General features: G+C 63.5%; 15 protein-coding genes. 13 read left to right on the top strand and 2 right to left on the bottom strand.

Annotated features, from left to right (window positions below):
• Positions 1 to 122: 122 nt before the first annotated feature.
• Both grxC and KW842_RS22655 read right to left on the bottom strand, forming a co-directional pair.
• Positions 123 to 383: a glutaredoxin 3 gene (gene grxC, locus KW842_RS22650; RefSeq protein ID WP_161047569.1), complete on the bottom strand. Its 261-nt coding sequence runs from the start codon at positions 381 to 383 to the stop codon at positions 123 to 125.
• Between the two features lie 10 nt (positions 384 to 393).
• Positions 394 to 795 (bottom strand): rhodanese-like domain-containing protein, encoded by a 402-nt coding sequence (locus KW842_RS22655; RefSeq protein WP_218306387.1) that lies wholly within the window; start codon positions 793 to 795, stop codon positions 394 to 396.
• 100 nt (positions 796 to 895) lie between these two features.
• Here KW842_RS22655 and gpmA point away from each other — a divergent pair, with 100 nt between their 5' ends.
• The 13 genes from gpmA to gspD all read left to right on the top strand — a co-directional run bounded on the left by gpmA (position 896) and on the right by gspD (position 13,270).
• Positions 896 to 1,642 carry a 2,3-diphosphoglycerate-dependent phosphoglycerate mutase gene (gpmA, locus tag KW842_RS22660; protein ID WP_218306388.1) on the top strand — a complete coding sequence of 249 codons (747 nt, stop codon included), beginning with the start codon at positions 896 to 898 and terminating at the stop codon, positions 1,640 to 1,642.
• A 39-nt stretch (positions 1,643 to 1,681) separates the two neighbouring features.
• Positions 1,682 to 3,109, top strand: a complete 1,428-nt coding sequence (locus KW842_RS22665) for a murein hydrolase activator EnvC (RefSeq protein ID WP_218306455.1) — start codon at positions 1,682 to 1,684, stop codon at positions 3,107 to 3,109.
• 15 nt (positions 3,110 to 3,124) lie between these two features.
• Positions 3,125 to 4,612 (top strand): S41 family peptidase, encoded by a 1,488-nt coding sequence (locus tag KW842_RS22670; RefSeq protein WP_218306389.1) that lies wholly within the window; start codon positions 3,125 to 3,127, stop codon positions 4,610 to 4,612.
• A gap of 30 nt (positions 4,613 to 4,642) precedes the next feature.
• A complete protein-coding gene (locus KW842_RS22675) occupies positions 4,643 to 5,437 on the top strand; it encodes a HesA/MoeB/ThiF family protein (protein ID WP_218306390.1) in 795 nt (264 codons plus the stop codon).
• A 137-nt stretch (positions 5,438 to 5,574) separates the two neighbouring features.
• A complete protein-coding gene (gene gspG / locus KW842_RS22680) occupies positions 5,575 to 6,030 on the top strand; it encodes a type II secretion system major pseudopilin GspG (protein WP_218306391.1) in 456 nt (151 codons plus the stop codon).
• 21 nt (positions 6,031 to 6,051) lie between these two features.
• Positions 6,052 to 6,522 carry a type II secretion system minor pseudopilin GspH gene (gene gspH / locus KW842_RS22685; RefSeq protein ID WP_218306392.1) on the top strand — a complete coding sequence of 157 codons (471 nt, stop codon included), beginning with the start codon at positions 6,052 to 6,054 and terminating at the stop codon, positions 6,520 to 6,522.
• A gap of 1 nt (position 6,523) precedes the next feature.
• Positions 6,524 to 6,895: a type II secretion system minor pseudopilin GspI gene (gene gspI / locus KW842_RS22690; protein WP_218306393.1), complete on the top strand. Its 372-nt coding sequence runs from the start codon at positions 6,524 to 6,526 to the stop codon at positions 6,893 to 6,895.
• Positions 6,892 to 7,548, top strand: a complete 657-nt coding sequence (locus KW842_RS22695) for a type II secretion system protein J (RefSeq protein ID WP_218306394.1) — start codon at positions 6,892 to 6,894, stop codon at positions 7,546 to 7,548. Before gspI ends, KW842_RS22695 begins: the two co-directional genes overlap by 4 nt.
• Positions 7,545 to 8,489, top strand: a complete 945-nt coding sequence (gspK, locus tag KW842_RS22700) for a type II secretion system minor pseudopilin GspK (protein ID WP_218306395.1) — start codon at positions 7,545 to 7,547, stop codon at positions 8,487 to 8,489. Before KW842_RS22695 ends, gspK begins: the two co-directional genes overlap by 4 nt.
• 27 nt (positions 8,490 to 8,516) lie before the next feature.
• On the top strand, positions 8,517 to 9,752 hold the full coding sequence (gene gspL, locus KW842_RS22705) for a type II secretion system protein GspL (RefSeq protein ID WP_218306396.1): 1,236 nt from the start codon (positions 8,517 to 8,519) through the stop codon (positions 9,750 to 9,752).
• A complete protein-coding gene (gene gspM / locus KW842_RS22710) occupies positions 9,749 to 10,258 on the top strand; it encodes a type II secretion system protein GspM (RefSeq protein ID WP_218306397.1) in 510 nt (169 codons plus the stop codon). Before gspL ends, gspM begins: the two co-directional genes overlap by 4 nt.
• Positions 10,255 to 11,028, top strand: coding sequence for a type II secretion system protein N (locus KW842_RS22715; protein ID WP_218306398.1), 774 nt, complete (start codon positions 10,255 to 10,257; stop codon positions 11,026 to 11,028). The genes gspM and KW842_RS22715 overlap by 4 nt, the downstream gene beginning before the upstream one ends.
• 16 nt (positions 11,029 to 11,044) lie before the next feature.
• Positions 11,045 to 13,270, top strand: coding sequence for a type II secretion system secretin GspD (gspD, locus tag KW842_RS22720; RefSeq protein ID WP_218306399.1), 2,226 nt, complete (start codon positions 11,045 to 11,047; stop codon positions 13,268 to 13,270).
• The last annotated feature ends 1 nt before the right edge of the window (position 13,271 follow it).

Here is a 13,271-nt window from a genome sequence, read left to right on the forward strand (position 1 = left end):
TAGTTTCAATGATGTTTGCTTGGTATAGCTAGAAAACAGCTCAAATCAAACGCGAGGGCAATTGTATCAAAACCATTATGGTTTCAAAGGATTTCCCGCCCTGCGTTGTATTATGAGGTCCATTAGCCATTTAACAAGGGGGACAATCCGCCCGCTTGATCCAGCGCATACAAGTCATCGAAACCGCCGACGTGGGTGTCGCCGATGTAGATTTGTGGCACGGTGCGGCGACCAGTCTTTTGCATCATCGTCATGCGTTGTTCCGGGTCCAGGTCGACGCGGATTTTTTTCAGGCCAGTCACACCCTTGGATTCCAGCAGGCGCTCGGCGCGCGTGCAGTATGGGCAGACGGCGGTGGTGTACATAATCACTTCGGCAGTCATGATGAGCTCCTTATTTAGCCACTGGCAGGCCAGCTTTTTGCCAGGCAGCAATGCCGCCTTCCAGGTTGACCACATCGGCAAAGCCCGCTTTGCCCAGTTTGGCGGCAGCGGACGAAGCGCGCGCATCGCTCTTGCCGACGACGATCACGCTGCGGTTTTTGAACTTGTCCAGTTCGCCGATACGCTTGTCGAGGTCGGCCAGCGGGATGTTCTTGGCCTCAGGCAAGTGGCCATCAGCATAATCCTTGGCATCGCGTACATCCAAGATGGTGGCTTTACCGCGATTTATCAACATGGTGATATCTTGCGGGCTGCCACGTTTGCCGCGCACGGTCAGGGCCGGCCACAGCAGGGCGCCAGCGGAAACCAGTACGATGGCGATCAAAAAAATATTGTCAATGAAGAATTTCACAGGAATCCAATGGTTGAACTTAATCTGCGCATTATAAAATAGAAGCTGTTAGAAGTTCTTACTACCGGTTTTCCACCTTTTCTTGAAAAGATAGTCCTCTATGTACAAAATCGTTTTCATGCGCCATGGCGAATCCACCTGGAACCTGTCGAACCGCTTCACCGGCTGGACCGATGTTGACCTGACCGAAAAAGGCATCAATGAGGCCAAGCAGGCCGGCAAGCTGCTGAAGGACGGCGGCTTCACTTTCGACCTGGCTTACACCTCGGTGCTGAAGCGCGCGGTGCGCACGCTGTGGCTGGCGCTGGACGAGATGGACGCGATGTATTTGCCGATCAAGAACGACTGGCGCCTGAACGAGCGCCACTACGGCGCGCTGCAAGGCCTGGACAAGGGCGAAACCGCCGCCAAGTACGGCGACGAGCAAGTGCTCGTTTGGCGCCGCAGCTACGACACCCCGCCGCCAGCGCTGGAAGCGTCGGACGAGCGCGCCTCGTTCAACGATCCGCGCTACGCCGGCCTGTCGAAACAACAGATTCCGCTGACCGAGTGCCTGAAAGACACCGTGGCGCGCGTGGTGCCGGTATGGGATGAGGAAATCGCCCCGGCCATCAAGGCTGGCAAGAAAATCATCATTTCGGCCCACGGCAACAGCCTGCGCGCGCTGATCAAGATGCTGGACGGCATCAGCGACAGCGATATCGTCGGCCTCAACATTCCTAACGGCACGCCGCTGGTCTACGAGCTGGACGAGAACCTGAAACCGATCCGTCACTACTACCTGGGTGACGCCGACGCCATCGCCGCCGCGCAAGCCGCCGTGGCTAACCAGGGTAAGGCCAAGTAGTTGTCTTCTTCGCACCGCCACCTAGCAGCGTTGCTGCTGATGCTGTCGATCGGCGCTGCCGGAGCCACTTCGGCCGCGCCGTTCGGCAAGACCACCGAGCGCAGCAAGCAGAAAGCGGCGGCCGAGGCTGAGCGCGCCGGCTTGCAGCAAAAATTGTCGGCGCTGAAAAAAGACATCAGCAAGACCGAAAGTGCCAAGGACGACGCGGCCGATACACTGTCCGAGTCGGAACAGGCGATTTCCGACGCCAACCGCGCGCTGCGTGACCTGCAGCAGGAGCAGGGCGACACCAACGTCAAGCTGAAACAGCTGTCGGCCGAGCACGACCGGCTGGCCGCTACCGTCGAGCAGCAGAAACAGCAGCTGTCCAAGCTGCTGCGCGAGCAATACGTGGCCGGCAACGAAGACCGCATCAAGCTGCTGCTGTCCGGCGACAATCCCAACCGCATCAACCGCGAGCTGCAAATGCTGGCCTACGTCTCGCAGGCGCAGGCGCGGCTGCTGGAAGCGCTGCGCGCCAACCTGAAGGCCGTCGAGGTCAACCAGGAGCAGGCGCAGAACGCCAAGGATGAGCTGGAAGAAATCGCCCAGGAGCAGCTGCAACAAAAAGCCAAGCTGGAGCAGGAGAAAGGCCGCCGCGCCGCCTTGCTGTCCAGCTTGTCGAAGAAACTGGTCAGCCAGCGCAAGGAAGCGGGCAATCTGGAAAAAGATGAGCAGCGCATGGCCGGCCTGGTCGACAAGCTGAATAAGCTGATCGCCGAACAAGCAGCAGCCGCCGCGGCTGAGAAGAAACGCCAGGAACAGCTGGCGGCCGCGCGCGCCGCCAAAGCCAAGGCAGACGCCGAGGCGCGCGCACTGGCCAAGGCCAAGGCTGCCGCCGAAGCCGAGCGCAAGCGCCTGGCCAACAATAGCAAGTCCGGCACCATCAAGCCGGCGCAGCCGAATCCGGCCGATGCCATCGACAGCGACGAGCCGCCCAAGGTGGCCGCCGTCAAGCCGGCCCCTGCGCCAGTCGACAATACGCCGCCGGCCAAGCCGGCTGACATCGCACTGGCACCAGTCGCGCCGGCTGGCGCCTTTGCCGCGCTGAAGGGCCAGCTGCGTTCGCCGGTGGCAGGCAAGGTTACCGCCAAGTATGGTTCCCGCCGCGGCGAGGGCCCGACCTGGAAAGGCGTATTCATCCGCGCCAGCGAGGGCACCGAGGTGCACGCCGTGGCCACCGGACGGGTGGTGCTGGCCGAGTGGATGCGCGGCTTTGGCAACCTGATTATCATCGACCACGGCGGCCAGTATTTAAGTTTGTATGCCAATAACGAGTCCCTGTTCAAGCGCCCGGGCGACACCGTCAAGCCTGGCGAGGTCATCTCCAGCGTCGGCAACACCGGCAGTAGTGAAGATTCGGGGCTATACTTCGAACTTCGCCATCAGGGCGCGACATTCGATCCGGCTGGCTGGGTCAAGTTTTAAGGATCGCGGGAAAACATGCGCAACAACGTCAAGAGCATCGGCCTGATCGGCCTCGGTATGGTGGCTGGTGTGGCCGCTTCGTTCCAGTTTTCCGCCATTGCGCAAAAGGTCACGGCAGCGCCGCTGCCGCTGGAGGAACTGCGCCAGCTGTCCGACGTGTTTGGCCTGATCAAGAGCGATTACGTCGAAACCGTCGATGACAAAAAGCTGCTGACCGAAGCCATTTCCGGCATGGTGTCCTCGCTCGACCCGCACTCGGTCTACCTGGACAAGAAAGCCTTCCGCGAAATGCGCGAGACGGTGGCCGGCAAGTTTGTCGGCATCGGCGTGGAAGTGGGACTGGAAGAGGGCTATATCAAGGTGGTGTCGCCGATCGAGGACACGCCAGCTTTCAAAGCCGGCATCAAGGCCGGCGACCTGATTACCCGCATCGATGGCACGCTGATCAAGGGCATGTCGCTGGACGAGTCGGTGAAGAAGATGCGCGGCGAGCCGCGCTCCAAGGTCAGTGTCACCATCAGCCGCAAGGACGAGGACAAGCCGCTGGTGTTCAACATCACGCGCGAGGAAATCCGCGTGCAAAGCGTCAAGGCCAAGATCGTTGAGCCGGGCTATGCGTGGCTGCGCATCTCGCAGTTCCAGGAGCCGACCGTCGACGACATGGCCAAGAAAGTCGCCGCGCTGTACCAGCAGGATCCGCATATCAAAGGGCTGGTGCTGGACCTGCGCAACGATCCGGGTGGCGTGGTGCCGGGCGCGATTGGCGTGTCGGCCGCCTTCCTGCCCAAGGACTCGGTGATCGTCTCCACTAATGGCCAGTTGCTGACCTCCAAGGAGACGTTCTACGGCCGCCAGGAGTTCTATGCGCCGCGCGCCAAGGCCGACCCGCTGGCCAAGCTGCCGGCCGCGCTGAAGGATGTGCCGATGGTGGTGCTGGTGAACGCCGGTTCGGCCTCGGCCTCGGAAATCGTCGCTGGCGCTTTACAAGACTACAAGCGCGCCACCATCATGGGCCAGCAGACCTTCGGCAAAGGCTCGGTGCAGACGCTGCGCCAGCTGACCGCCGATACCGCCGTCAAGCTGACCACCGCCCGCTACTACACGCCGAAGAACCGCGCCATTCAGGCGCGCGGCATCACGCCGGACCTGCTGGTCGATGAAACCGCCGAAGGTGATGGCCTGAACCGCCTGCGCGTGCGCGAAGCGGACCTGCAAAAACACCTGGGCAACGACAAAGATCCGCAGGGCGAAGCCAAGCGCGACGCGCTGGAAGATGAACAGCGCATTGCCGCGCTGGCGAAGAAATACAAGCCGGTGGAATTCGGCTCCAAGGACGACTTCCAGCTGGCGCAGGCGCTGAACCACTTCAAGGGCTTGCCGGTGCAGCTGTCGAAAGCGGATGCCAAGGCGGAAGCCAAGCCGGCCAACGATGTCGGCGAGAGCAAGCCGGACACGCAGCCCAAGCCCGAAACGCCGCTGAAGCCCGACACCAAATCCAAATAACGCCACGCGCGCCGACGCCGCATAGAGAAGATGGACGACTCACAACTGCTGCGCTATTCGCGCCACATCCTGCTTGACGAAATCGGCATTGAGGGCCAGCAAAAGCTGCTGGCCGCGCATGCGCTGGTGATCGGCGCCGGCGGCCTCGGTTCGCCGGCCGCCATGTACCTGGCCTCGGCCGGCGTCGGCCACATCACGCTGGTCGACGACGACACGGTCGACCTGACCAACCTGCAGCGCCAGATCGCGCACACCACGGCACGCGTCGGCCAGCCCAAGGCTGAATCGGCGCGCATCACGCTGCAACAGATCAATCCCGATAGCACCGTCACCGCGCTTGCCGAGCGAGCCGATGACGCGCGCCTTGCGCAACTGGTGGCGGCTGCCGATGTGGTGCTGGACTGTACCGACAATTTCGCCACGCGCCACGCCGTCAACCGCGCCTGCGTGGCTGCCGGCAAGCCGCTGGTGTCCGGCGCAGTGATCCGCTTCGACGGCCAGATCAGCGTGTTCGATCCGCGTAGCGGAGATCAGCCTTGCTACTCCTGCCTGTTCCCGCAGGACCAAAAATTTGAAGATGTGGCGTGTTCCACCATGGGGGTGTTCGCGCCGCTGGTGGGCGTGGTCGGCGCCATGCAGGCCGCGGAAGCGCTGAAGCTGCTGATGGGCGTGGGCCGCTCGCTGTCCGGACGGCTGATGATGCTGGATGGCTTGCACATGGAGTGGACCAGCATCGGTGTCGGCCGCAACGGCGCTTGCCCGGTGTGCGCGGATACAGCGCACGCCGTATCGAAGCGAGCGCCCGCAAGCGCAATTAAGGCGTAAGGTCTTGTAAAGAAACTGTCATATTAAGCAGTCATTAAGCGCCAAAGCAGATAAATTAGGCCTAAAAGTCGCCATGGCCAGCATTCCGCCTTATACTCTGCACTCATTTTTATTTGTTGCTTATCCGTTGCCAAATTATGAAAAAGCTTAACCTTCACCGCCGTGCCGTCCAACGTTTGCAGCGCGGCTTTACGCTGATCGAAATCATGGTGGTGGTGGTGATCATGGGCGTGCTGGCTGCGCTGGTGGTGCCCAAGCTGCTGAACCGTGCCGGTGAATCGAAGATCGCCGCCGCCAAGGTCGACATCGCGACCATCATGCAGGCGCTGAAACTGTACAAGCTGGATAACCAGCGCTACCCGACCACCGAACAGGGCCTGCAGGCGCTGATCGAGAAGCCAACCGGCGGCCCGGCCGCCAACGGCTGGAAGGCCGGCGGCTATGTCGAGAAGATGCCGCGCGACCCTTGGGGCAACCCCTACCAATACCTGTCGCCTGGCATCAAGGGCGAGATCGATGTGTTCTCCTACGGCGCCGACGGCCAGCCGGGTGGCACCGGCGATGACGCCGACATCGGTTCCTGGGATAACTGACCGCTGACGGGAGCAGGCATCATGGGCGCGGGCCAGCGTGGCTTCACGCTGATCGAACTGCTGGTGGTGATGGTCATCCTGGGCATCACGCTGGGAGTGGTGTCGCTCAGCGCCGCGCCCAGCCAGAAACAATCGCTGGAGCAGGACGCCAAGCGCATCGCGCTGCTGCTGCAACTGGCGCGCGACGAAGCCATCGTCCGCAACCGCTTGATCGCCTTCGAAGCCGGCAGCGACAGCTACCGTTTCATGGTCCGCAACGACAACCGCGAGTGGGAGCAGGTGGTGCAGGATGACTTGTTGCGCGAGCGTGAATTCAAGCGCGCGCCGGTGACGCTGATGCTGGAACCGCAGCCGGCGGTGCAGGACGGTGCAATGCGCATCATCTTTGGGCGCGAGCCGGTCGACAAGCCGTTTGTGCTGACCATGGCCGCCGACGACGGCAACCGGGTTGTCATCCGCGCCGACGGTATCGGCCATTTCACGGTGGACTAGTATGCGCCGCACGTCCTCCCAAGGTTTCACCATGCTGGAAGTGCTGGTCGCGCTGATGATTGTCGCCACCGCGCTGATCGCATCGCTACGCGCGGTCGGCAGCCTGACCTCCAATAGCGACGGCCTGCGCGCCAATATGATGGCCACCTGGTCGGCCGAGAACCGGCTGGTGCAGCTGCGCCTGTCGCGCGTCTTTCCTTCAATCGGCAAAACCACCTTCGAATGCCCGCAGGGCGAGCTGCAACTGATGTGCGAGGAGGAAGTCATCGCCAGCCCGAATCCGCGCTTCCGCCGGGTGGAGGTCAGTGTGTATGAAGCCAGTCATCCGGAGCGCCGGATTATCAAGCTGGTGCAACTGGTGCTGAATTCATGACGGCGCATGGTAAAAAGACGCGCGGCTTCACGCTGATCGAACTGCTGCTGGCGATCTTCATCCTGGCGATGATGGCGGTGCTGGGCTGGCGCGGCCTGGATAGCATTGTCCGCTCGCGTGGCACGCTGACTGCCGAGATGGACCAGACGCGCGGCCTGCAACTGGCCTTCGCGCAGATGCAGAGCGATTGCGCCCACATGGCCAACAACACGCTGCTGCGCAGCCGCGCCTTCCTGCAGGCCGAAGACAACCGCATCACGCTGGTGCGCATGGTGCTGGCCGAGAATCAGCCGACCCGCTTGCAGGTGGTGTCTTACCGCGTCAACGCGGACGGCGTGCTGACGCGGCGCGAGTCCGCCGCCACGCGCGAACTCGCGCAACTGGACAATCTGTGGCAGGCGGCGCTGAGCGATGTGGACACCAATACCTCGGTGGCGCTGCAAGCGAATGTGCAGAATATGGTGATGCGCCTGTGGGTGCCGGGCCCGAATGCCGGCCCGGTCCAGAACGCGGCCAATGCCGGCGGCTGGCGCCAGGCTGCTGGTGTGTCGACTGCAGGCGGCGTGCCCGCGCCGACCGGGCTGGAAGTGTCACTGTCGTTGCAAGGACAGCAAATCCCGATGGTCAAGGCTTTCCTGCTGGGGGCACTGTGAAGCTGCAACGGCAAAAAGGCGTCGCCATCGTAACCGCGCTGCTGCTCAGCACTCTGGCGGTGACCATCGTCACCAGCCTGTTCTGGTTACAGCAGGTGCAGGTGCGCTCGATGGAGAACCAGCGCCTGCAACTGCAAACGCGCTGGATCTTGCGCGGCGCGCTGGACCTGAGCCGCTTGATACTCAACCAGGATTTTCTGGACTCGCCTAATTACACGCAGCTGAACGGCGTGTGGGCCACGCCGCTGGAAGAAACGCGGCTGGACGATTATGTTGAGCGCGAGCGCTTGCAAGGTGAAAGTTTTGACGCCACGCTGGCGGGCCGCATGGTCGACGCCCAGTCGCGCTACAATCTTGGCAATCTGGCCAATGGCAAGATGGTGAATACCGCTGAGCGGGAGGTGTTTGAGCGCCTGCTGACCAATCTGCGCCTGGATTCCGGCCTGGCACAGAGCGTGGCGAATATGGTGGCGCAGTCGAACGCGTTGCAGGTGCCGCAACAGCCGCAGCAGGGCGGCAACAACGAGCCGATGGGACTGGTGCGGGTGGAGGATCTGCTGGCGGTGAGCGGCTTTACGCCGCAGGCCATTGAGCAGCTGCGGGATTATGTGATTGTGCTGCCGCCCGGCCGCAAGGTCGGGGTGAATGTGAACACCGCGCCGGCCGAGCTGTTGTCGGCGCTGGTGCCGGGGCTGTCGCTGTCGGATGCGGCGGCCATGGTCAGCGCGCGCAAGACGGTGTACTACCTGGACAAGGCCCGCTTCACCGCCTTGCAGCAGGTGAGTAACAAGCCGATTGGGGCGGAATGGAGCGTGCGTAGCGATTACTTCCTGGCCTACAGCCGGGTGAGGCTGGACCGCGCCACGCTGGAGTCGCAGTCGCTGCTGGTGCGGGAGGCCAATCTGCCGATCACCAGAGTGGAATGGATACGGGAATACTAGAACGGCGATGAACGAAAGCGAGATCCTTTGACTACATTATTTATCCGCTATCCGGCCAAGGCCAGCATCGACAGCGGCGCGGCGCAGACCTGTCCGTTTGCGCTGGTGGGCGACGGCGGCAACCTGTTGCAGCAAGGCGCTTCGCCGCTGGGCAATCTGGGCGCCATGGTGGTCTCGGCACGCCGCGTCACGCTGTTGCTGGCCGCCTCCGATGTCACGCTGTTGCGGGTCAAGGCGCCGCCGCTGTCGGCCGCCAAGCTGAAGGCCGCCTTGCCCGCGCTGGTGGAAGAACATGTGCTGGGCGATCCGGCCGACTGCGTGCTGGCTGCCGGCGCCGCCGATGATGAAGGCGTGCGCACCGTCGCCGTGGTGCAGCGCGCCTGGCTGGAAGTGCTGGTCAAGGCGCTGATCGCGCAGGGCGCGCAGGCGGTGTCTGTGGTGCCGTCGCAGCTGTGCCTGCCGTTCCAGCCGGGCGCCGTGTCGGCCGCGCTGGTACCGGGCGACGCCGGTTACGACCTGGTGATGCGCCAGTCGCAGTTTGAAGGCCTGGGCATGACGCTGCCGGCGCAGCCGCAGGCCGCGCTGCAGACGTTGCGTGCGCTGGCCGGTGAGCAGCCGGTCACGCTGTATGTCTCGGCCGCGCAGAAGGCGCAATTCGCCGCGCCGGCCCTGGAAATCCCGCACCTGACGCTGGAAGAGGACCACTGGGCGCACTGGGTGGCGGCGGCGCGCGGTGCTGGCCTGGACCTGGCGCCGGCGGTGGGCGACCACGGCGCATCGGCGCGCGCATGGCAGCGCTGGCGCTGGCCGCTGCGCATCGGCGCGCTGGCGCTGCTGATCAATGTGGTGGGCATGAATATCGAATGGATGCGTCTCAAGGGCGAAGCCAGGGCAGTGGTGCAATCGATGGCGCAGACTTTCAAGTCGGTGTATCCGAACGAACCGCTGGTGGCGGCGCCGCAGGACCAGATGCGCCGCAACATCCGCCTGGCCAAGGCAAATAGCGGCGAAGCTGGCGGCGACGAATTCGTCACGCTGAGTGCAGCCTTCGGTGAAGCGCTCAGCGTGTTGCCGCGCAAGGACATCATCGCCACGCTGGAATACAAGGACCACGCGCTGCTGGTCAAGGTCAAGCCGAATATGGTGGATGCGGCGGCGGTGCAGCAGCTGCGCGATGCGCTGGCCAGCCGCAAGCTGGGCATGCAGGAACCCACGCCGGGCAGCTGGAAAATCGCGCCTGCCGCCGCTGGAGCAAAATCATGAGCAAACAGAATCCCATCGAAACGCTGCGCGCGCGCGCCACTGCCTTCTGGCAGGTGCGCACCGAGCAGGAACGCAAGCTGCTGCGCATCGGCGGCGTGGTGGTCGGACTGGGGCTGTTTTACAGCTTGCTGGTTGATCCCGCGCTGACCGGCCGCGCCCAGTTGCACAAGGAACTGCCGCAGCTGCATCAGCAGGCGGCCGAGATGCAGGTGATGGCGCGCGAAGCGCAGGCACTGAAAGGCCAGAACAATATCGCGCCGACGCCGATGACGCGCGATAACCTGAGCGCCGGCCTGGCCGCGCGCGGCCTCACGCCGCAATCGCTCAACGTCACCGGCGAATACGCCAAGCTGGCCTTCAACGGCGTGCAGTACGCAGGCGTGGTGGCCTGGCTGGATGCGGTGCGCACCGAAAGCCGCATCAATGTGGTGGACGCCAGCTTTACCGCGCAGGACACGGCGGGCGTGGTCAACGCCACGCTGACGCTGCGCCAGGGAGCCCGATGAAACGCGCCTTGTTATGGCTGCTGACGATCGCGCTGACGATGGTCATCACGCTGCTGGTGTTTTTCCCGGCGGCGTGGCTGGGCTCCATGGTCGAGCAGCGCACCGGCGGGCGTTTGACGCTGGGGGATGCGCAAGGTACGCTGTGGCGTGGTTCGGCCTTTATCGGCGGTGCGGCGGGCAATAACAGCCCGGTCACGCCGCTGCTGCCGGGGCGCTTCAGCTGGAAGATTTCGCCGCTGGCGCTGTTCGGCATGGTCGACCTGCAACTGGAGAATCCGCAAGCGCTGGCGCAGCCGGTGACCTTCCATGGCGGCTGGTCGCAATGGCAACTGAGTCCATCGGCGCTGCTGCTGCCGGCCGAAGGCTTGTCCGGCCTGGGCGCGCCACTGAACACCATCGCGCCCAACGGCAGCATGCGTTTGTCGTGGACGCGGCTGGAGCTGGCGCTGGCCAACCGCCAGCTCAGCATCAACGGCCGCACCACGCTGGAGATGAGCGACATGGCCTCGCGCCTGTCCTCGACCCGGCCACTGGGCAGCTACGCGCTGGCGCTGGACTGGAAAGACCAGCAGGCGCAGTTGACGCTCAGCTCCGTCAAGGGGCCGCTGCTGCTGAGTGGACGCGGCAGCTTGATCAACGGCCGCCTGCAGTTTTCCGGGCAGGCCGAGGCAGCACAAGGATACGAAGAGACGCTGGCCAATCTGTTGAATTTGCTGGGCCAGCGCAAGCCGGGTAGTGACCGTAACGTGATCGCTTTAGAGTTCCATTAAAGATAAAGTTCAGACTATGAAAAACCAGTCCGTTAGCAAAACCAATCTCCCTGCGCTGCGCCGCCTGAGCGCGGGTGCGATGCTGTGCTGCGCGATCAGCGCCGCGCCGACCGCCGCGCTGCTGATGCCTGCGCTGGCGCACGCCGCCGCGGACGACGCCGCGCTGAACTTTGTCGGCGCCGATATCGAATCGGTGATCAAGGCCGTCGGCCACTACACCAACATCACCTTCGTCATCGATCCGCGCGTCAAAGGCACGCTGACGGTGGTGTCGGAAAAACCGGTGACCAAGTCGCAGGCCTTCAGCCTGCTGACCTCCGCGCTGCGCCTGCAAGGCTTTGCGGTGGTCAGCGGCGACGGCTTCGCCAAGGTGGTGCCGGAAGCGGACGCCAAGCTGCAGGCCAGCCCGACCCAGGTTGGCGCATCGCAGGCCTCGGCCAAGGGCGACCAGATCGTCAGCCAGATCTTCCATCTGAATTATGAGTCTGCCAACAATGTGGTGGCGGTGCTGCGTCCGCTGATCTCGCCGAACAACACCATCAACGCCAATCCCGGCAATAACAGCGTGGTGGTGACCGACTACGCCGACAACGTCAAGCGCCTGGCGAAAATCGTCGCCGCGCTGGACGCGCCGGCCGTCGCCGACCTGGACGTGATCCCGGTGCGCTACGCCATCGCCAGCGACCTGGCGGCGATGATCAACAAGCTGATGGACTCCGGCGGCGGCGCTGCCGATGCGGGCAAGGTCAGCGTGCTGGCCGATCCGCGCACCAATTCACTGATACTGCGCGCGCCATCGGCCGCGCGCTCCAACCTGGCCAAGTCGCTGATCGCCAAGCTGGATCAGCCTACCCAGGAACTGGGCAATGTGCACGTGGTCTACCTGAAGAACGCGGAAGCGACCAAGCTGGCGCAGACGCTGCGTTCGGTGGTGTCGGGCGAGAGTTCGCAGCAGAGCGGCGGTACTGGCGGCAATACGCAGAACAGCAATAACGGCCTGGGTAACACCGGCATGAATAACAGCAGCAATAACAACAACTCAGGCAGCGGTAGTTCGACCGGCGGCAACTCCGGCCCAAGCAATCCTTTGCTGACCGGCTCCGGCAGTTCGCAGCAGAACAGCGGCAGCGGCGCCGGCGGCTATATCCAGGCCGACGCCACCACCAACACGCTGATCATCACCGCGCCAGAATCGGTGTACCGCAACCTGCGCGCCGTGATCGACCAGCTGGACGTGCGCCGCGCGCAGGTCTATATCGAATCACTGATCGTCGAAGTCACCTCCGACAAGGCGTCGGAATTCGGCGTGCAGTGGGTGGGCGCGACCGGCAGCGACAGCAGCAAGTACCGCCTGGGCGGCCTGCAATCGTTCACCACCAGCGGCACCGATGGCGCGCTGACCTCGATCTACGCCAACAAGACTGTGCCGAGCAACGGCCTGACGGTCGGCCTGTTCAAGCAGGTCAGCGGCGCGCTGGGCCTGGGTGCGGTGGCGCATGCGCTGGAATCGGACGGCAACGCCAATATCCTGTCGACGCCGAATATGGTCACGCTGGACAACGAACTGGCCACCATCCGCGTCGGCCAGAACGTGCCTATCCTGACCGGCCAGTTCACCACCACCTCCGGCACCAACAGCAATCCGTTCCAGACCATCGACCGCAAGGACGTCGGCCTGACGCTGAAAGTGCGCCCGCAGATTTCCGAAGGCGGCACCATCAAGCTGGCGATCTACCACGAGACCTCCAGTGTGGATAAATCGACGCTGACCGCCGCTTCCGGCATCACGCTGAACAACCGCGTGATTGAGAACAATGTGATCGCCGACGATGGCCAGATCGTGGTGCTGGGCGGCCTGATCGAAGACACCGAAGGCGATGGCGTCGACCGCGTGCCGGGCCTGGGCAGCATTCCGGTGCTGGGCAATCTGTTCAAGTCGCAATCGCGCACCCGCAAGAAGACCAACCTGATGGTGTTCCTGCGCCCGGTGGTGATCCGCAGCAAGGAGCAGAGCACCAGCCTGGCCACCGACCGCTACGACTACATGCGCGGCCAGCAGCAAGCCATCCTGCCGCCGGACAGCGCGCTGGTGAAAGACCTGGGCCAGCCGATGCTGCCGCAGTTGCAGAACGGCGCACCAATCAGCGGCGGCGCAGTGGCCGCGCCAGTGCCGCCAGCCCCGGTGCCGGCCCGCATGCCGGGCGGCGCCAATATCCAGCCAGCGCAGCCGGTGCAGCAGTGAT

This window comes from Duganella sp. sic0402 (genome assembly GCF_019219065.1).
In the GTDB taxonomy this organism is placed as follows: Bacteria; Pseudomonadota; Gammaproteobacteria; order Burkholderiales; family Burkholderiaceae_D; genus Rugamonas.

Bases quoted from the DNA above. Each gene is read 5' to 3' on its own strand.
- grxC (WP_161047569.1), bottom strand. From the start codon at position 383: ATGACTGCCGAAGTGATTATGTACACCACCGCCGTCTGCCCATACTGC.
- gpmA (WP_218306388.1), top strand. From the start codon at position 896: ATGTACAAAATCGTTTTCATGCGCCATGGCGAATCCACCTGGAACCTG.
- KW842_RS22665 (WP_218306455.1), top strand. From the start codon at position 1,682: ATGCTGTCGATCGGCGCTGCCGGAGCCACTTCGGCCGCGCCGTTCGGC.
- KW842_RS22670 (WP_218306389.1), top strand. From the start codon at position 3,125: ATGCGCAACAACGTCAAGAGCATCGGCCTGATCGGCCTCGGTATGGTG.
- KW842_RS22675 (WP_218306390.1), top strand. From the start codon at position 4,643: ATGGACGACTCACAACTGCTGCGCTATTCGCGCCACATCCTGCTTGAC.
- gspG (WP_218306391.1), top strand. From the start codon at position 5,575: ATGAAAAAGCTTAACCTTCACCGCCGTGCCGTCCAACGTTTGCAGCGC.
- gspH (WP_218306392.1), top strand. From the start codon at position 6,052: ATGGGCGCGGGCCAGCGTGGCTTCACGCTGATCGAACTGCTGGTGGTG.
- gspI (WP_218306393.1), top strand. From the start codon at position 6,524: ATGCGCCGCACGTCCTCCCAAGGTTTCACCATGCTGGAAGTGCTGGTC.
- KW842_RS22695 (WP_218306394.1), top strand. From the start codon at position 6,892: ATGACGGCGCATGGTAAAAAGACGCGCGGCTTCACGCTGATCGAACTG.
- gspM (WP_218306397.1), top strand. From the start codon at position 9,749: ATGAGCAAACAGAATCCCATCGAAACGCTGCGCGCGCGCGCCACTGCC.
- KW842_RS22715 (WP_218306398.1), top strand. From the start codon at position 10,255: ATGAAACGCGCCTTGTTATGGCTGCTGACGATCGCGCTGACGATGGTC.
- gspD (WP_218306399.1), top strand. From the start codon at position 11,045: ATGAAAAACCAGTCCGTTAGCAAAACCAATCTCCCTGCGCTGCGCCGC.